The sequence below is a fragment of the Tsukamurella sputi genome, from assembly GCF_007858445.1.
Taxonomy (GTDB): domain Bacteria; phylum Actinomycetota; class Actinomycetes; order Mycobacteriales; family Mycobacteriaceae; genus Tsukamurella; species Tsukamurella sputi.
Map to the genome: position 1 here is coordinate 110,819 of NZ_VIGV01000001.1, position 17,257 is coordinate 128,075.

Annotated in this window: 18 protein-coding genes; 2 read left to right on the top strand and 16 right to left on the bottom strand. The window is 69.9% G+C overall.

Annotated elements, in window-relative coordinates; translation table 11 throughout:
* The first annotated feature begins 46 nt into the window (after window positions 1-46).
* Window positions 47-2,044 (top strand): FAD-dependent oxidoreductase, encoded by a 1,998-nt coding sequence (locus FK268_RS00555; RefSeq protein WP_158636006.1) that lies wholly within the window; start codon window positions 47-49, stop codon window positions 2,042-2,044.
* A gap of 4 nt (window positions 2,045-2,048) precedes the next feature.
* Here the strand turns inward: FK268_RS00555 and nusB are convergent, their stop codons facing one another.
* Genes nusB through FK268_RS00575 form a run of 4 tightly spaced genes read right to left on the bottom strand, consistent with a single transcriptional unit; the run spans window position 2,049 to window position 4,765 of the window.
* Complete coding sequence (nusB, locus tag FK268_RS00560) at window positions 2,049-2,546, bottom strand: transcription antitermination factor NusB (protein WP_146430156.1); 498 nt, start codon at window positions 2,544-2,546, stop codon at window positions 2,049-2,051.
* A complete protein-coding gene (efp, locus tag FK268_RS00565) occupies window positions 2,547-3,110 on the bottom strand; it encodes an elongation factor P (RefSeq protein ID WP_146430158.1) in 564 nt (187 codons plus the stop codon).
* A gap of 15 nt (window positions 3,111-3,125) precedes the next feature.
* Window positions 3,126-4,223 (bottom strand): M24 family metallopeptidase, encoded by a 1,098-nt coding sequence (locus tag FK268_RS00570; protein ID WP_146430160.1) that lies wholly within the window; start codon window positions 4,221-4,223, stop codon window positions 3,126-3,128.
* A gap of 5 nt (window positions 4,224-4,228) precedes the next feature.
* Window positions 4,229-4,765 carry a YceI family protein gene (locus FK268_RS00575; protein ID WP_231706859.1) on the bottom strand — a complete coding sequence of 179 codons (537 nt, stop codon included), beginning with the start codon at window positions 4,763-4,765 and terminating at the stop codon, window positions 4,229-4,231.
* A 40-nt stretch (window positions 4,766-4,805) separates the two neighbouring features.
* Here FK268_RS00575 and FK268_RS00580 point away from each other — a divergent pair, with 40 nt between their 5' ends.
* Window positions 4,806-6,032, top strand: coding sequence for a lipase family protein (locus tag FK268_RS00580; RefSeq protein ID WP_146430162.1), 1,227 nt, complete (start codon window positions 4,806-4,808; stop codon window positions 6,030-6,032).
* A 42-nt stretch (window positions 6,033-6,074) separates the two neighbouring features.
* Here FK268_RS00580 and FK268_RS00585 read toward each other — a convergent pair whose 3' ends face one another.
* From FK268_RS00585 to FK268_RS00635, 12 genes are read right to left on the bottom strand one after another with little or no spacing between them, the layout of a single operon-like run.
* On the bottom strand, window positions 6,075-7,130 hold the full coding sequence (locus FK268_RS00585) for a cellulase family glycosylhydrolase (RefSeq protein WP_231706860.1): 1,056 nt from the start codon (window positions 7,128-7,130) through the stop codon (window positions 6,075-6,077).
* On the bottom strand, window positions 7,130-7,699 hold the full coding sequence (locus FK268_RS00590; protein WP_158636007.1) for an SGNH/GDSL hydrolase family protein: 570 nt from the start codon (window positions 7,697-7,699) through the stop codon (window positions 7,130-7,132). The genes FK268_RS00585 and FK268_RS00590 overlap by 1 nt, the downstream gene beginning before the upstream one ends.
* Window positions 7,692-9,014, bottom strand: a complete 1,323-nt coding sequence (locus FK268_RS24090) for a lipopolysaccharide biosynthesis protein (RefSeq protein WP_158636008.1) — start codon at window positions 9,012-9,014, stop codon at window positions 7,692-7,694. Before FK268_RS24090 ends, FK268_RS00590 begins: the two co-directional genes overlap by 8 nt.
* A gap of 58 nt (window positions 9,015-9,072) precedes the next feature.
* Complete coding sequence (locus FK268_RS00595) at window positions 9,073-9,903, bottom strand: glycosyltransferase (protein ID WP_146430165.1); 831 nt, start codon at window positions 9,901-9,903, stop codon at window positions 9,073-9,075.
* Complete coding sequence (locus FK268_RS00600) at window positions 9,893-10,465, bottom strand: LbetaH domain-containing protein (protein ID WP_146430167.1); 573 nt, start codon at window positions 10,463-10,465, stop codon at window positions 9,893-9,895. The genes FK268_RS00595 and FK268_RS00600 overlap by 11 nt, the downstream gene beginning before the upstream one ends.
* Entirely contained in the window at window positions 10,462-11,070 is a 609-nt protein-coding gene (locus FK268_RS00605) for a Wzz/FepE/Etk N-terminal domain-containing protein (protein WP_158636009.1), read from the bottom strand. The genes FK268_RS00600 and FK268_RS00605 overlap by 4 nt, the downstream gene beginning before the upstream one ends.
* The gene (locus FK268_RS00610) at window positions 11,067-12,398 is read right to left on the bottom strand and encodes an O-antigen ligase family protein (protein WP_146430171.1); all 1,332 of its coding nucleotides are present in this window, start codon (window positions 12,396-12,398) and stop codon (window positions 11,067-11,069) included. Before FK268_RS00610 ends, FK268_RS00605 begins: the two co-directional genes overlap by 4 nt.
* A gap of 2 nt (window positions 12,399-12,400) precedes the next feature.
* Entirely contained in the window at window positions 12,401-13,135 is a 735-nt protein-coding gene (locus FK268_RS00615; RefSeq protein WP_146430173.1) for an LbetaH domain-containing protein, read from the bottom strand.
* The gene (locus FK268_RS00620) at window positions 13,116-13,715 is read right to left on the bottom strand and encodes a YveK family protein (protein WP_146430175.1); all 600 of its coding nucleotides are present in this window, start codon (window positions 13,713-13,715) and stop codon (window positions 13,116-13,118) included. Before FK268_RS00620 ends, FK268_RS00615 begins: the two co-directional genes overlap by 20 nt.
* Window positions 13,712-14,842: a glycosyltransferase gene (locus FK268_RS00625; protein WP_146430177.1), complete on the bottom strand. Its 1,131-nt coding sequence runs from the start codon at window positions 14,840-14,842 to the stop codon at window positions 13,712-13,714. The genes FK268_RS00620 and FK268_RS00625 overlap by 4 nt, the downstream gene beginning before the upstream one ends.
* Window positions 14,839-16,041 carry a hypothetical protein gene (locus FK268_RS00630; RefSeq protein WP_146430179.1) on the bottom strand — a complete coding sequence of 401 codons (1,203 nt, stop codon included), beginning with the start codon at window positions 16,039-16,041 and terminating at the stop codon, window positions 14,839-14,841. Before FK268_RS00630 ends, FK268_RS00625 begins: the two co-directional genes overlap by 4 nt.
* Window positions 16,034-17,257 (bottom strand): glycosyltransferase, encoded by a 1,224-nt coding sequence (locus FK268_RS00635; protein WP_146430181.1) that lies wholly within the window; start codon window positions 17,255-17,257, stop codon window positions 16,034-16,036. Before FK268_RS00635 ends, FK268_RS00630 begins: the two co-directional genes overlap by 8 nt.

Consider the following 17,257-nt stretch of genomic DNA (forward strand, 5'->3'; position numbering starts at 1 on the left):
GGACGGCTCGCTCCGCCTCTCTGGACGGACTGAAAAGGATGCCTTGATGCAGCACGAAGCATACCAGTACGTTCAGGTCATGGAATTGTCGACCAGGCAACGCACCACGCTGTCCGCCATCGTCGACGCCTTCGCCCCCGGAGACGGTGTGGCGATCCCGTCCGCGAGCGATCTCCGGGCCGGTGACCTCGCCGTTTCCTATGCCGATCGGAGTCCGCGCGACAGCGACGGCGTGACCCTGTCGCAGTCCCTGTCGCTCTTCGACAACCGCGTCTTCTGCACCACCGTGCTGGGCACCCGCGGCCAGCGGTTCGCCGATCTCCCGATCGCCGACCGGGAGCGCGTCCTGGTGGACCTCTCGCGCTCGCGGTTCGTCCAGAAGCGGATGCTCTTCAAACGCCTGCGCAACATCGCGCTGCTCGCCTACTACGCCGCGGGAGGTGCCGACGGCGAGCACGGCCCGGGCGCCGAACTGATGGCGGCGATCGGCTACCCGCGCCAGACGCCGCTCAAGAGGCCGCGTGCCCGGGCCCTGCGCGCGCAGCGTCCGCTGTCCCCCACCCGCTACGAGATCGACGCCTCGACGGCGTGCGACGTCGTGGTGATCGGCTCCGGCGCGGGCGGGTCGGTCGCCGCGGCGGCACTGGCCGAAGCGGGCCTCGATGTCCTCGTCCTGGAGCACGGCGACCATCTCGTCCCCTCCGAGGTGGGCGATTCCGATCTCGACAACCTCGCGCAGTTGTACTCGCCCGGTCCGTTCTGGACCGAGAACGCGCAGTCCTACCTGCTGACGGCACGGTGCCTCGGCGGCGGAACGGCCGTCTCGCACGGCGGCTACTTCGTACCGCCCGAGGAGGTGCGCGCGGATTGGGCCGCGCGCGGTATCGAGACCGGCCCCGACCTGGACGCCGCGCTGGCCGAGGTGTGGCAGCGCTCGGGCGTCTCCGACGGGGCCGGCGTCCCGTCGGCGCGCGACGTGATCCTCGAGACGGGGTGCCGCGCGCTCGACCTGCCCGTGAGCGCCGTCGGCCTGGCGGACGACGTCGAGACCGAGGGCCGTTGGGGGCCTGCGAGCCGCGTCGCCGCGAAGCAGAACGCCGGCCGAACCTGGCTGCGCGACGCCGAGAAGAAGGGCGCGCGGATCGTGACGGGCGCGCAGGCCCGGTCCATCGAGACGCAGGGCGGCCGCGCCCGGACGGTCATCGCGCGCACGTCCGGCGGCTCGTGGTTGACGGTGCGCTGCAGCGCCGTCGTGGTCGCGGCCGGCGGTTTCCAGACGCCGGCCCTGCTGGCCCGTTCGGGCATCGGCGGCCCGCACGTCGGCAAGCACCTGCACCTGCACCCTTCGGCGACGGCGGTCGGTCTGTTCGCCGAGTCGGTCGAACCGTGGCAGGGCGCGCCGTCGACCCGGCTCTGCGAGGCGCACGCGAACCTGGACGGCAAGGGCTTCGGCGTGCGCTACGAGACCGTCCCGTTGACGCCCGCGCTGGCGTCCAGCTTCGTGCCGTGGCGCAACCCCGTGGAACACCTCAACGTGATGCGGCAGTTCCCGCACCTGTCGATCGTGCGTGCGGTGCTGCGCGATCGCGGCGCCGGGGAGGTCGTCATGGACGCCTCCGGCGAGCCCTCGGTGCGTTACGACCTGGCGGAGGCCGACCGGGCGCACCTGCGCACCGGTGTGGACACCGCCGTCCGCATCCTCGAGGCGGCGGGGGCCCGGCGGATCTTCACCGGCCAGCAGCGGGGCGGCGACCACGTGCCGGGCGACCGCTCCGTCGAGCGGTTCCTCGAACGCTCGCACGCGGCCGGCTACGGCGTCGGCGAGATCGCACTGGGCTCGCAGGAGCCGATGAGCACCGCGCGCATGGCCTCGTCCGAACGCCGCGGGGCGGCGAACCCCGAGGGCGCGCTGTGGGACGTGCCGAACGTGGTGATCGCCGACGCCTCGATGCTGCCGACCGCGAGCGGCGTGCACCCCATCGGTGTGGTGCAGGCGCTCGCGCTGCGCAACGCCCGCGCCCTGGCGGAGCGCCTGAAGAGCTGAGCGGCTACTCCGGGCGCTCGGCGGGCTGCGCCGCCGCGGCGGCCCGGACCTGCGGCGCCAGCGTGGCGACCTTGCCCAGCACGCCGTTGAGGTACGTCGGCGACTCGTCGGTCGAGAGTTCCTTGGCGAGCTCGACGGCCTCGTCGACCACGACCGCCGGGGGCACGTCGACAGCGTTGAACAGCTCCCAGACCGCGATGCGCATGATCGCGCGATCGACCGCCGGCAGGCGCGTGAGCGTCCAGCCGGTCAGGTGCGAGGAGATCACGGAATCGATCTGGTCGCCGTCGAGGCCGACGCCGGTGACCAGCGTCGCGGTGTACTCGGAGACGGGCGCGACCGCCGCGTCGTCGGCGGCGAGCTGCCGGCGCTCCGCCAATAGGCCGTCGAGATCGGTGACGCCGCGCGCCTCCGCCTCGAACAGCAGGTCGACGGCGCGCTTGCGCGCCCGGTGTCGGGCGCCCGACTTCTTCGGGCGCCGGTTGTCAGACTGCTCGGGCACTTAGGAGTTCACGCGCCCCAGGTAGCTGCCGTCACGGGTGTCGACCTTGAGCTTGTCCCCGGTGTTGATGAACAGCGGAACGTTGATCTCGGCGCCGGTCTCCAGCGTGGCGGGCTTGGTGCCGCCGGTCGAGCGGTCGCCCTGCAGGCCCGGATCGGTGTGCTGGACCACGTACTCGGCCGAGATGGGGAGCTCGACGAAGAGCGCCTCCCCCTCGTGCATCGAGACCTGGACCTGCATGTTCTCGAGCAGGAACTTCGCGCCGTCGCCGACCTTGGCCTCGTCCAGGTTGATCTGGTCGTAGGTCTCGCCGTCCATGAAGACGTAGTCGGAACCGTCGTGGTACAGGTAGCTGAAGTCACGGCGGTCGACGGTGGCGACCTCGACCTTGACGCCGGCGTTGAAGGTCTTGTCGACCGTCTTGCCGGAGACGACGTTCTTGAGCTTCGTGCGCACGAAGGCGGGGCCCTTGCCCGGCTTCACGTGCTGGAACTCGATGATCTGCCACAACTGGCCCTCCTGGTTGAGGACCAGGCCGTTCTTGAAATCAGCAGTCGATGCCACGGTGTGTCGATTCTCCTAGAGTGCGATCAAGTCTTTGGTGGTGCGCGTCAGCAGTTCCGGCCCGTCCGCACGGACCACGAGGGTGTCCTCGATGCGGACTCCACCACGACCCGGGAGGTACACACCCGGCTCCACGGTGACCACAGCACCGTCGGACAGTGTACCGCTGCCGAGTTTGCCCAGCGTCGGGGCTTCGTGGATCTGCACGCCGACGCCGTGCCCGAGCCCGTGCAGGAACTGCTCGCCGTACCCCGCGGCCTCGATCACCGCGCGGGCCGCAGCGTCGATGTCCCGCACGTCCCGGCCGGGTACGAGAGCCTCCCGGCCGGCGGTCTGGGCGGCGCGCACCACGTCGTAGATCTCCCGCTGCCAGGCGGCCGGCTCGCCGAGGACGAACGTGCGGGTCTCATCCGCGTGGTAGCCGCGATAGCGCGCCCCGAAATCGATCTTGACGAAGTCGCCGGCCGCCAGGACGGTGCCGGTGGGCCGGTGGTGCGGGATCGCCGAGTTCGCACCGGCCGCGACGATGGTCTCGAAGGCGACCGCCTCGGCACCGAACTCGTACATCAGGTTCTCGAGGCGGCGGGCGACCTGCGACTCGGTGGCGCCGGGCCGGACGGCGCCCTCCGCCACCAGGGCGGCGAGGGCCTCGTCGCTGATCGCACAGGCGCGACGCAGCAGCGCGATCTCGCCCTCGTCCTTCACCTCGCGCAGCGCCTCCACGGCGCGGGTGGTGGGCACCAGGGCGGGCCCCGTCCCGGTCAGCCGGGCGTGGTCGGCGTAGCTGAGCGCTACGGCCTCGAAGCCGACGGTGCCGATCCCCGACTCCCCGGCACGGGTGAGCAGCGCCTTGGCGACGTCGCGCTCGATCACCGCGGGCAGGTCGCTCGACTGCTCGGCGACCTGGGTGAGGTAGCGGCCGTCGGTGGCGATGGCGTCGTGAGCCGGGTCGGCCGCGACGAGCACGGCCCCGTTGGACCCCGTGAAGCCCGCGAGGTAGCGCACGTTGTCGAGGTCGGTGACCAGGAGCGCGTCCAGCGCGGGATCGTGGCTCGCGAGCGCGGCGCGGAGGGTGTCACGGCGGCGGGCGTGGTCGTTCACTGCGGTGGGCATGACCCTCACGGTATCGCGTGCGCCTCGACGGTGACCTCGTCCGCGACCTGCAGTGTGCCCATCATCAGCGAGAAGGGTTTGATGCCGAAATCGGTCTGCCGCACGGGGACGACCGCCGTCAGCCCCGGCGCGGGATCGCCGTCGTCGTAGGTGAGCGCGAAGTGGCAGGGTGCCGAGGTCCCGCAGATCGTGAGCTCGCCACGCACGGAGAACCCGTCCGCAGTGGGTTCGATCGACGTCGAGCGGAAGTCGATCGTCGGGAACTTCGCAACCTTGAGCGACTTGTGCGCGTTGCTGCGCGCCACGACCCGCTCCGGTGCGCTGAGCGGCGTGAGGCCACCCTCCCCCGATACGACGTCGAGCGATGCCGCCTCGACGGTGACCGTCAGACCGGTCGGTACGCCGTCCTCGACCGTCGCGACGGCCTTCCACGCCCCGGCCCGCAGCGTCAACCGATGCCCCAGGCGCGCCGAGCGACCCGCGACGCCGGTCCGCACCTGCAGCACCGCCGAATCCTGGTCGTAGTTCCGTGTCTCGTCCACGGCTTCGACGCTACCGCCTCCCAGTCCCTACTCTGATGGTGTGCAACGCATTCTCCGCGGTTCGATCTGCGTTCTGGTGGCGGCGGTCTCCCTGTCGTGCAGCGATCCGAGCGGCCCCACCCCCGACCGGAGCTTTCCATCCGTCGCGCTCGGCGCCGATCAGCAGGCGCTGGGAAGTCTCGTGGACGCTCGGCCGGCCGCGCACGCGAGCAAGAGCCTCCGGGAGGCCACCTCCTCCGCGACGGACATCACGTACACGACGATCGGGCCCGACGGTGCGCCGGTCGCCGCAACGGGCGGCGTGTATCTGCCCACCGGCACTCCCCCCGCCGGTGGATGGCCGGTCGTCGCCTTCGGACACGGCACCACGGGCGTTCGCCCCCAGTGCGCACCGACGCTCGACGAGGGGATGTTCCAGAACCTCCCCGTCGTCCTGGCGGCGTTGAAGGAACTGCGTGCCGCGGTGGTGATGCCGGACTACCTCGGGCTGGGCTCAGCGGGACGTCACCCGTACCTGAACGCACGCAGCCACGGGAACGACCTACTCGGCGCGGTACGTGCGGCTCGGCGAACGGGAGCGCCGCTCTCGGATCGGACTCTCCTGCTGGGCATCTCGCAGGGCGGCCGCGCGACCGAGGCGGCTGCGGAGCTCGCCCCCACCGCGGCACCGGAGCTGCGGATCGTCGCGAACGCGATGGCCGTTCCGGCTCTGTCGCTGCAGTTCGCGCCGCTGATCGCCGACGGCACTCTCAACGGCGCGCAGTACTCGATCCTGCCGCAACTCGTCTCCGGCGCGCAGGCCTCCTACCCCGACATGAAGACCTCGGACGTGCTGCACGGCACCCTTCTCGCGCACGCCGACGAGTTCACCAAGGGGTGCGCCGGAACAGCACCGAAGCCCTGGATCGATCCATCGGGACCGTCGATCGGCCCCGCCGACGTGCGACCCGATGGGACCGCTGAGAGCGTGCGGGCGAGCGAGCGCTTCCTGCAGTATCTGCGCGACAACGAGTTGCCACAGCGCCCGAACCCGTCGATTCCGACCCTCGTCATCAACGGCACGGGCGACGAGCTGATCTCACCGCGCTGGACCTCGGCCGCCGTTTCCCGGCTGTGCGCCGCGGGCGTCCCGGTCGAGCACCGTGAGCGCGCCGGCGGGCACTACGCGCCGACGGATCTGGACGACCTGACCGCGTGGCTCTTCGAACGGATGTCGAATCGCGCACCGCGATCGACCTGTCCGACCGGTGCCCGCCCTGCGGGCTGATGCGGCCCGCACCGGGCGTGCGAAGGCTCCGGGACGCGCGATTCAGCCCACCAGGAGGGACCGCAGGGCGAAAGCGGACTGCTTCGGGCTCCCGTCGTAGCGGAACAGTCCGAAGTTGGCATCCATCACGGACGGGTCGGCACTCAGGTCGCGGGTGTTGAAGACGACGAAGACGCCGACCCAGCTCAGCTGTTGGGTCCGCTGAATCGCATCGACGATGATCTGGGCCTGCTGCTGCTCCGGCACGGCTACCGCGCTGCTGCCCGTCGGTTGGCCGTACTCGGTGATCCACATCTTCTTCGCGGCATCACCGTTCGCCTGCATGATCTGGTATCCGTTGATCAGGACGCCCGATCCGCTGCTCGTGATCGGGTTGGGAAAGGTGTACGGGTGCACACCCACTGCGTCGAAGTACGGCTTCCCACCCGCCGCGTAGACGTCACGCAGGAAGGTGACATCCGGAGTACCGTCCTGCGAGCTCGACGTGCCGCCGGAGACGACGGGCTGCTGGGCACCCGCCGCACGGATTCCTTCGTAGGCCGCCTTGAGGAGGGGCACGTACGTCGCGGCCGTGGGTGGCTGCAGGTAGTGCGGGAGGTTCGGCTCGTTCCACACCTCGAAGGCGCTCACCTGCGGCGCATACCTCTGCGCGGTCGCCTGGGCGAAGGTTCCGAAGGTCCGCGGGTCGGCGGGTGGATTCCCGGTTCCCGCCGGATTCACGCCGGGAGCCTGCGCCCACACCGGCGCGGGTCCGTACAGGACCAGGAGGACCATCAGTCCGGCGTTCCGAGCGCCGGACACCGCGGCATCGACGCGACTCCAGTCGTACGACGCCGCCGAGTACGGCTGGACGAGATTCCACGGGACCGGGATCCTCGTCAGTCTGCCGCCGACGGCCGCCGTCTTGTTCGCCTCGTCGTAAGGATTGCATCCGGGCTGCAGAGTGCAGACGGTGGCCACACCCACCGGGATCCACACGGCCGCACGAGCCGGCACAGGACTCGCCGACATCCCGGTGACGACCAGGATGACGGCCGCGATCAATCGAGCGATGATCATCATGGTCATTATTCCCTTCTCCTGCTTCGAGGTCTTCATTACTTCCCGAACTTCTTGATCCACGGGTAGATCCGATCCGCGAAGACCTCGTGCGCGGCGTCGGTCGGGTGGATCCCGTCGGTCCCGATGAAGTCCTTGCGCCGCTTGTCCAATTCGGGGAACCACTTCTCGGCGACGGGATCGAACACCTCCGCAGGGCAACCGCGTGCCGCGTTCTTGAGCGCTGCGGCGTTGTCGGCCACCGCCACGACCCCGGCGGCCGAACTCGGCCATGCGGGCGTGACGAGCAGGATCTTGATGTCACGCGCGGTCGATTTCGCGGTCGCGCACAGCTCCTGGACCGCCTTGGTCAAGTCGCCCTTGGCATTGATGTCGTTCGAGCCCCCGAAGACGACCATCGCGACCGTGTCGGCGTCGACGACGGCCTTCTCACTGTCACCGAAGGTGTGGCCGCCCTCCCCACGTGCGAGATAGCCCTGTCCCCCGTACGCGGACACGGCGAGGTCGATCGCGGCGTTCTCGCGCTGCAGTCGTGACCTGGTCCGCGCGACCCAGTTCGACTCCCCCTGCCCACCGAACTGAGTGCCCGCCGTGAAGCTGTCACCCACGATGGCGACTCGGACCCCCTGCCACGCCGGCGCCGCGGACACCGGCACCGACGACACCGGGTCGACGAACTGCGTCGCGCATCCGCTCATCAACGTGACCATCAGTACGACCGAGGTCGTTCGCACGAGCCTCCATACGCTGTACATTCGGCGGTTCCTCTCCTCCGCCGGCCCTGATCGGGTCCGGCATTGCCTGCGTGACCGCCAGCGACATCAACGCCAGCACCACGACTTCCGTGACGATCGGCGCCCATGCGACCGATCGCAGTTCTGCAGTCCTTCCGGTGGCGTAGAGCACCACCAGTCCGACCACGTTGCCGACCAGGATCGCGACGGTCGCCCGGTGCGGCCGGCCGAGAGCGAGCAATTTGACGTTCAAGCCCTGACTGTTGGCGCTCAATCCCGCCGCGACGATGCACGCGGCCACGAGAACCGTCGCGTCGCGGTACTGGGGCCCCGCCAACGCCGTGACGACCCGGGCGGCGGGCCAGCACAACGACACGATGACGACGAGGTAGATCGCGCAGCCGATCACGATCGTTCGGAAGATGCGCCGGAATCGCACCGGATCAGCGCAGCTGCGTGCCAGTTCCGGGACCAGCACCTGCGTGAGCGACGCGGTGACGAGCGTGATCGGTCCGGTGACGCGGGCCGCGAGGGCGAACGGTGCGGTCATCGCGGGACCACCGGCAGCACCGAGCACCGGCACCTGGAGCTGGCTGATCATGGCCGCGCCCGTGAAGCCGAGGTAGCCGGTCCACCCTCGACCGAACACCGCCCTGCTTCCGACGCCGGGCGACCGTTCGGAGCGCTTGCGGGGCACGACGACCCCGAGGAGGACCGGGATCAGCGATGCCGTACCGAACACGACGAACGGCACGCGTCCCCACGCCAGCAGGCACACCGCGGCGACGAGCAGCGGTACGAGCCGATGCACCAGGATCAGCAGGTTCCCAGCGAGATCCCGGCCCATCGCGACGAGGTGCGCCTGCGCGTAGTTCAGGAGCGTGTCGCCCCAGGCGAAGACCACTCCCGCGGCGGCGATCCCGGAGATCGCGAGGGCTCCGATCGAGCCCGCACCGAGGACGACGCACACCACGCCGGTGTGCACACGATAGAGCGCAGCCGCCGTGCCGTGCACCTCCACGGGCGCACGGAGAACTCTGGTCGGCGCGCCGAATCCGACGGCGACGCCCACGATCAACGCGACCGCGTAGGCGGTCATGAATATCCCGAGCGAGTGCGGATCGGTGCCGCGCGCGAGGAGGATGAGGCAGGCACCGAGGGCGAGCGAACTCAGGAATCGCGCAGTCACCCTCCCGATCGCCGACCCCAACACGCTCCGCTTCGGCGGCGCCGAATGTCGTCCCACGTCAGCGCCGAACCACCGACTTGCGCACCGCGCGATATGCCGGAGAGAGCCGCAGGCGGAAGATCGGGACCGCCGCCAGATGCATCCCCGTGCACAACAGGGCGGACGCTTTGAGCGTCGGCGTATCGGCGTGCGCCATACGCACCTCGTGGCTCTCCGACACGAACTCCCGCCACAGATTCGCCGACTTCGACACCTCGTGGAATCGCAGCGCTCCGATGACCCGGTCGAGCACGACCTGCCGCGGGTGAGCGTCGGCCATCCGCAGTTGCAGTTCCAGGTCCATCATCGTGTTCAACCGGGCGTCGAATCCGCCCACCTGTCGCAGGAATTCCGTACGCATCGCGATCGACCCGGAGAACGCGGCGCACCCCTTGCCGACCAGGTGCGACCGGGTCAGCTCATGGCCTGGATAGTCGTCGACCACGTCGCCCTCGGCACGGAGTATCTGATTCGCCCCGACCACCAGGTCGAGTTCCTGCCGGTTCGAGACGGCTGCGCGCACGGCGTCGAGCGCTCCCCCGACGAGGACATCATCGGCGTTGAGCCACACGCACCACTGTCCCCGTGCCCGCGCCAGGCACCGGTTGAGCGCATCGCTCTGCCCATCGTCCTTCTCGTGGACCACCCGGACGCGGGGGTCGGCGGCGGCCCATGCGGCGAACACCGCGACGGAGCCGTCATCCGAGTTCGCATCCTGCACGACGAGCTCGTCGTGGGGACCCAGCTGGTCCACGGCGCTCCGGATCGCCGCCTCGAGGAAGCGTCCGGGGTTGTACGCGGGCATGAGTACCGAGATCGTCGGAGCCGTCCGGCCTTCCTCATCGGTCATCGTCTTCACCTTTCATGCGAGTCGCCGCGGGACGGACGGCAGGGATGTCCCGAGCCGCGACCTCACCGGCCCTGACCACGGCATTGGTACCGACGGTGACGCCGGAGAGGACGGTGGCACCCAGCGCGACCCACGCACCGTCGCCGATCGTCACGGGGCGATCGACCTCGGGGAAGTCGGGACGCCGTGGATCGTGACTCGCCGCGCAGAGCACCGCCCCCTGGGAGATGCACACGTGCGATCCGATCCGGACGGGAGCCTTGTCGATGATCCAGACGCCTTCGCCGACCCAGGTGTGATCACCGAGTTCGAGGAACCACGGGAGTTCGATCCGGACCCGGTGCCGCACGATGCATCCGTCGCCGATCACGGCACCGAACGCGCGGAGGACCGCTATCCGTGCCCGATTGGGGAACCACCAGCGCATGAGTACGGTTCCCGACACCGCGAGCCACAGGCACCGCACCATCACCGAGCGGCCGCGATCGATCCCGGATCCGTCGAAGCTCGCCAGATCTCGGAACACGTCGGGCCGGCGGGGACCGGCCTCGGGGCCACTCATCGCCGCTTCCGCCGCGGGAGTCGGAATCGTTCGGGGATCAGGAGAGCGAGGACCAACCCGCCGAGGAGACCGCCTCCGGCGTAGAGACCGAAGGTCACCGGATCGAACTTCGGCACCGTCGTGACCCCGCTCGCCGCAGGCTGGAGCAGCACGAGTCCGATCGACGGCGGACCGGATCTGATGGGCTTCTCGACGAGAGTCGCCGTGGCGACCATCTGATCGGCGAGGGCCTGCGCCTTCGCCGCCGCCACGGCCGGATCGCCCGCGGTTGCGGAGATGTCGAGTAGCACGGTGTCCGGTGGGTTGGACACCACGACCGCCGAACCGAGGTCCGAGGCGGTGGTGCCGGTCGTGACCCGTTTCGCGGCCTGGCGCAGGACGTCCTCACTGGTGGCCAGAGCGGCGTACGTGCGCACTCGCGACTTGGCCGCCAGGTCGCCCTGACTCGCGGTGGCAACGTCCTGTGCGGACGTGGCGACGAAGAGCCTCGCGGTCGCCCGGTAGGACTGCTCGCCGGTGAGTGCGAGTGCAGCCGCGACCGCCGCGCCGATCACGGCGCAGAGCAGGATCAACACGATCCTGCGGCGGACGAGGTTGATCATCATGTCCATGGGTCTCCCGGTGTCGTGGCCGCCACGGTCGTGGCTGCCGGTATCAGTCGTTCGATGTCGCGATCGGAGGGTTCCCCGATCGGTGGAGCGGGGCCATGAGCCGGGACCGGACCGCCGCCGACGAGCAGAGGCAGCACCGCGACGAACGGCGCGATCCCGAGGAAGTAGGGGACGAACAGCGACTCCAGTGCACCGATCCCCAGCAATGTGCAGAGGTACAGGCCGATCGCAGCACGATCGTCGGCGTCGCTGCGCCACAGGTGCAGCACCATCGCGGCGGCCATCACGGCGACCCCCCAGAGCCCGACCGACACCGTCGTGTCCAGCCAGATGTTGTGTGGCGAGTAGTTCGCGTCATCGACCGAGGTCAGTCCGAACTTCTCCCACGCCGTCGGTCCGGATCCGAAGACCGGGTGATCGACGATGAACTCCTTCGCTCGATTCCACAGCGTTCCGCGGAACGTGAACGCCTCGTTCCCGTACACCATCAGCGCGGGCACCAGTGACCCTGCGAGACAACCGAGGAGGCCCACCCCCACGATCGCCGACCGGGTGCGCTGCGAAGCACTCGCCGCGAGCGCGACGTACCCGGCTGTGGCCACCGCGACGCCGATCAACGCGGAGCGGGATCCGGCGAGCTCGCAGATGCTCAGGACGCCGACCACAGTGAGAACGGCGCGGACGACACCTGCGCGGTGCAGCGCGAACGGTAGGAGCATGGCGGCGTACAGGCCCAGGATGTTCCCGTTCCCGGCGAACGGCGAAGTGAGGACGCGCCCGGCGATACCGCACTTGTCCGCTCGGCATTCGCTGATCACGGCCGGGTTCACCACGACGGCCACCAGTACGGACACCGCCGTCCACACCAGGGCGATCCGGCATCCGACCATGATCGCCTGCGCCGGAACGCGCTCGGCCGATATCAATGCGGCCGACAGGAGCACGGCGGCCATGCCCCACCGGATGATGTCGCTGGAGTTCTTCGGAGCGAGCACGACCGACAGCAGGGTGAGCACGCTGACGGCGGCCATCAGGACCGACGCCCGAACAGGGCGCGCGTGCGGCGAGTTCAGATTCTGCACCAGTATCGTCACCCCCGCCGCCATGGCCGGGCCGTACCAGATCACGGGGTAGTAGGACGGTGCCGCACCGCCGAAGAGCAGTGGACCGAACAGGAAGGTCCACGACACGGGCCACGCGGTGAGGAGCACCGTCATCACCGCCGCCCGGCGTTGCGCGCCGGGCGGAAGCCACAGGGTGGACCACGGCAGAAGCGCTCCTACGAGGAGGAGCGCCGCCGCGGCCGCGAGGAGGAGGACCATGCTCAGTCCGCCACCTCGGCGGTCGCGTCCGACCGGGCCGCTGCCGCCCGGCGTACGGGCGTGTCCAACTCAGTGCGGCTCATCCACTTCGCATCCCGCAATTCCTTGACGAATCGCGCGGGATTGCCCGCATACACCCCTTCCTTTCCTCCGGTGTCACCGCGCATCAGCACCCCACCCGCGGCGAGTACGGATCGTGGGGGGACGTGCGCGTCCTTGAGCACCAGCGCTCGGGTCGCCGTCAATCCGTACTCGCCGATGGAGATCCGCCCGATGCTCGGCTCGTTGCGGCGCAGGTCGATCTCGTGCGACTGCAGGATCGACTGCACGCCACCGATCGCGCCCATCCGGTGGATCCGGATCTCGCCGGAGCAATCGAGGTAGTGCCTACTGGTCACTCCCGATTCGGGATCGAGGATGAGCCTTCCGGCCCACGGGTGATCCTGCTGGAAGTCCGGATGCGCGGTCACGGAGTTGAGGTTCCCGAAGAAGCATCCGGCTCCGACCCGCACCTCTGCCATGTTGCGGAACGTGTTCAAGGAACCCACTCGAGCCCCCTGCGCCACGCGGAGCGGACCGCACGCGACGACGACGTTAGGACCGATCGTCACATCGGCGTGGATGTCGTTGCCGAGCGCATTGAGCAGTCGGGTCTTCAGTCGCGAGCCGGGCAGCAGCCATACGATCAGGGCCACCAACCCCGACCGGTCCTCGGGCTTACGAAGTACGAGTGCCACGATGTGTCCTCCTTGTTCGGATGATCGGAAGTCCCAGTGCCCAGGCGATGACCGCTCCGGCGAGGGTGTACTGCGCCACGGTGAGCGACGGGGGCAAGGCGTCCGGGCGCTCGGGCGGTACGGCGGCGGCCGCGACGGTGGCGCGCACGTCCACGCCGTGTTCTCGTTCTCCGATCACTTCGGCGAGCGACTCCGCGACGGAGTTCGCCAGCGCCGCGGCGATCAATGCGGAACCGTCGACCGCACTGATGGTCAGCACCGCGGTCTTCTTCGCGGCGGTGCCCGTATGGATGCGCGCGGCGAGTTCGTCGGGCGAGACACCGAGGTGTTTGTCGGCGACCACGCGGGTGAGGAAGCTCTTCGAGCGCACGATCGCGTCGTACTCGGGGATCCGCCACACGCCGTACGAGCTCTGGAACACCGAACTCGGATCGGAGGTCACGTCATTCGCAGAGGTGACGACGTAGGCGGTGGCCTCGTACTCCCGCGTGCCGAATCGATCGACGGCCACGCCGGCCGACGCGCCGAGGAGAACCCCGACGGCGATCACGAGGCACACAAGGACCGAAGGCGGCTTCATCGTCGTACCACCGACTCGTCCGTCTGCGCGTCGCGGACCCGGTCGTAGATCGCCTCCAGACGCTCGGCGATCGTCACCATGCCGAAGCGCTCGCGGGCGATGATCGCGCCCCTGGCACCCATGGCCGTGGCCACGGCGGGATCGCGGAGCATGGCCGTGACGCCCGCGCGCAGTCCTTCCCTCGACTCGTCCACGACGATGCCGCAACCGCCGGCACGGACGACCGGGGCCAGGCCACAACTCTCGGTGATCACGACGGGACGGCCGACGGCCATCGCCTCGAGCACGGCCATCGGGTACGGCTCGTCGACGGACGGCAACACGTAGACGGACGCACGAGCGAGTCGATCCGAGACCTCTTGCGGATCGACGGCGCCCTCGACGCGAACCACGGATCCGGCGGCGGCGACGACCGCGGATCGCCGGCCGCCGTCGGGCCCCGCCACCGTGAACACCGCGTCCGCACCAGTAGCTGCCAGCTCCCGAGCGATGTCTACGAAGAGTTCGGGGCGCTTGCGCTCGTGCAGGCGCGCGAGGAACAGGACCTCGGGCGGCATCGCGGCACGGACACCGGTACGGGGCTCCGGCACCCCGTTCGGCATCTCCAAGAACGCCAGCTCGCCCGGGATCGCGGCGGCCAGGTCGCGGCGTTCCGTATCGGTCAGATGCAGGACCGCGCCCGCCGCCCGGAGCGCCGGCCCGGTGAGCGTTCGGTCGAGGGGCGCTGCGAGCGGATTCTCGCTCCGATCGATCATGCCGTGCGTCTGCGCGACGGTCGGCATGCCCGTGACCTGTGCCAGACGCAGAGCCGGCAGGGTGATCAGGTCTCGCGCGAGGTGCACGTGCACCACGTCGAACTCCGCACGCGCACGTGCCAGCAGTCGGAGGATCCCCGGCGCCGCGAGGCCCGCGAAACCTGCACCGGGAAGTACTCGCCGGGCGGGGTACAGCCGAGCCGGCACGCCGTCGACATCCGTGGGGCGCGTGGCGTACCCCTCCGCGCCACCGGCAAGGATCACGTCGTGGCCGCGCGCGCGAAGCGCTCGGCACTGGTTGACGGCCACCCTCGTGGGCCCGCCGTACGCGCCGTCGGGACTGAAGAGGGTCGCGATCTGGAGGATTCTCATCGGCCCCACCGCTCTGCGGACAACGCGCGCGCGACCGCCCGCTCGACGAGGATCGGCTCGTACACGGTCGCGTCGAAATGGGCCGTGGCCGCAACCTGCGCACCCACCTGCGTGAGTACGACGGCGAGCGATCGCCGATCGCTGAGCGGCGCTCCCACGGCGCAGGTCCGCTCAGCGGGCGCACCCGCCCATCCGATCCGGGCCGCCGTCGCCGCCCTGGTCAGGTTCGACACCGAGACCGAGGGGCGCAGGGCGGTCGCGGTCTCGTCGCGGCGGGTGACGGAGTGCGACAGGATCGACAGGGCAAGCTTGAGCGGGACCTCCGCCGAACGCACCATCGCGTCGAAGCGAGCCGCGAATCCGGTCGGCGGGTGGACGGGCACGGTCACGACCGCGGTGAAGTTGCCCGCCGTGGCGCGATCACCGGCGAGGCGGTTCCGGAGGCTGACGACGACGTGAACATCGGCGAGTCCCGGTGCGAGTGCCGCCATCTCCTCCGCGAACGCCTGCGCGAGCAGGGCACTCACTGACACGGTCCTCGCACGGGTTCCGCGTGCACCGGCGAGTGCGTCGAGGTAACCGGCGTCCGACCGCAGGAACACGGAATGCGCCGCGACGACGTCGCTCGGGAGCGGGCCGGATACGTCGGCGGTCCCAGGCCGGCGGCGTCGCTCGCCGAGGAGAGCGCCGACGGAGCGAACGGTACCCACCGGATCTCGAAGGATCTGCCGGGAGACGATGCGCGGGAGGGCCCCGCGGAGACCGAAACGCGGAGCCGGGTCCACGAAGCCGGTGTCCGTCGGGCCGCCCGCCTGTGAGAGCGCCGCCACGATCTCGAACACGAGCCCCATGTCTCCGACTCCGTGATCGACGCGGATCAGGAGGTGCTCGCGCGCGATCCCGACCTGGATGGGCGGAGCGTCGGCCCGCGCGTGCAGCCGCCGCACCGCCGCACCGATCTCCTCGGGGTCGAAGTCGGGATCCCGGATGATCCACGACCGGTCGGGTTCGACACGGAGCCAGCGCCGTCGAGAGCGGTCCGGAAGCACTCCGACCCGAGTCTGCGGACCCGACCCGTACATGGCGGTCAGACGGGGCAACAGCATCGATTCCGTGCCGAGCACCGGTCCGACGACGCACACGATGGGCGCACCGGCGAACCGGCGGTCCAACTCGCCGACGCGAACGGTTTCAGGCATGGACGGACCTCCGAGCCCCGATCACCGATCGGCAGACGTCCTCGTACTCGGCGATCGCACGCGCGGAGCCCAGTCGCTGCGCTGCGAACTCCCTGGCCGCCGCACCGCACGCCGCTGCGCGGTCGACGTCCGACGCCAACGCCAGGCACGCGTCGAGGAGGGTTTGCGGCTGCCCGGGCGGGACGACCGTTCCCGCACCCGCCTCGTGCATCTCCGCCGCCGTCGTGCTGCCGGCATCGGTTGCCGCCACGACCGGGCGCCCACTGGCGAAGTACGAGGTTAACTTGCTGGGGACCGCCATCTCCGCGATGCCCGGGCGTTCGTTGACGAGGAGCACATCGGCGGCTCGCAGTGCGCACAGGAAATCGTTCGGCGGCAACGGGTCCCGGAACTCTATCGCCGCGACACCCGTTGCTGCCGCTACCAGTCGATCGTGTTGATTCCCTCCGCCGACAAGGCTGAACCGCACCCGTAGGCCCCGGGCGTCCGCGATCCGAGCCGCCTCGACGACGTTCTCCAGCCCCTGCTTCAATCCCATGTTCCCCGTGTGCAGGACGACGATCTCCTCTGCGCTCCAGCCCAGTCGGGCGCGGATCGAGGCGACGTCGACCCGGCCCACGTCGGGAACATGCGTCCAGTTGCGAATCGTGCTGATCCGATGGGCCGGGATCCCGAGGGCGCCCACCGTCGACGCGAACCGGTCGTGGATCACGACCACCCGCGACGCCGCCGAGAGGATCCTCCCCTCCAGCCGGGTGAGTGCTCCGGCCGCCGCGCTCAGGGCACCGGTCTCGTCCGCGCCCTTGCCGTACAGGTCCTGCACCACGACAACGCTCGGAACGCCCCGCACGCGGGCCGCGGCGACCACCGCTCCCGCGGCCAGGAGCGACGGGCTGACTGTGAGCACGACGTCCGGAGAGTCCCACCGCCGCGCCGCCACCAGACGAGCGAAGCTCAGTTCCATCCGAAGTCTGGTGCGCATCGCATGCCCGTGCGGGACGTAGTGCTCGATGCGCCGGACCGTGGCACGACCGAGACGCTCGACGGGTCGGCCCCGGTACCCGGGGACCTCCCGCCACCCGGGGTAGTGCGGCAGGCCCGCGAGCACCTCGACCTCGTGTCCCCGGGCGGCGAGCCCCTCCGCGATCGCAGTCGTATAAGGCGCGATTCCCGTGACTTCGGGGGCGAAGTTCAGCCCGATGATGGTGATCCGCAT

What these genes read in the sequence shown, in the direction of transcription:
- FK268_RS00555 (WP_158636006.1), top strand. Translation starts at nt 47, where the DNA reads ATGCAGCACGAAGCATACCAGTACGTTCAGGTCATGGAATTGTCGACC.
- FK268_RS00570 (WP_146430160.1), bottom strand. Translation starts at nt 4,223, where the DNA reads ATGCCCACCGCAGTGAACGACCACGCCCGCCGCCGTGACACCCTCCGC.
- FK268_RS00585 (WP_231706860.1), bottom strand. Translation starts at nt 7,130, where the DNA reads ATGAAGACCTCGAAGCAGGAGAAGGGAATAATGACCATGATGATCATC.
- FK268_RS00595 (WP_146430165.1), bottom strand. Translation starts at nt 9,903, where the DNA reads ATGACCGATGAGGAAGGCCGGACGGCTCCGACGATCTCGGTACTCATG.
- FK268_RS00600 (WP_146430167.1), bottom strand. Translation starts at nt 10,465, where the DNA reads ATGAGTGGCCCCGAGGCCGGTCCCCGCCGGCCCGACGTGTTCCGAGAT.
- FK268_RS00605 (WP_158636009.1), bottom strand. Translation starts at nt 11,070, where the DNA reads ATGATGATCAACCTCGTCCGCCGCAGGATCGTGTTGATCCTGCTCTGC.
- FK268_RS00610 (WP_146430171.1), bottom strand. Translation starts at nt 12,398, where the DNA reads ATGGTCCTCCTCCTCGCGGCCGCGGCGGCGCTCCTCCTCGTAGGAGCG.
- FK268_RS00620 (WP_146430175.1), bottom strand. Translation starts at nt 13,715, where the DNA reads ATGAAGCCGCCTTCGGTCCTTGTGTGCCTCGTGATCGCCGTCGGGGTT.
- FK268_RS00625 (WP_146430177.1), bottom strand. Translation starts at nt 14,842, where the DNA reads ATGAGAATCCTCCAGATCGCGACCCTCTTCAGTCCCGACGGCGCGTAC.
- FK268_RS00630 (WP_146430179.1), bottom strand. Translation starts at nt 16,041, where the DNA reads ATGCCTGAAACCGTTCGCGTCGGCGAGTTGGACCGCCGGTTCGCCGGT.
- FK268_RS00635 (WP_146430181.1), bottom strand. Translation starts at nt 17,257, where the DNA reads ATGCGGATCACCATCATCGGGCTGAACTTCGCCCCCGAAGTCACGGGA.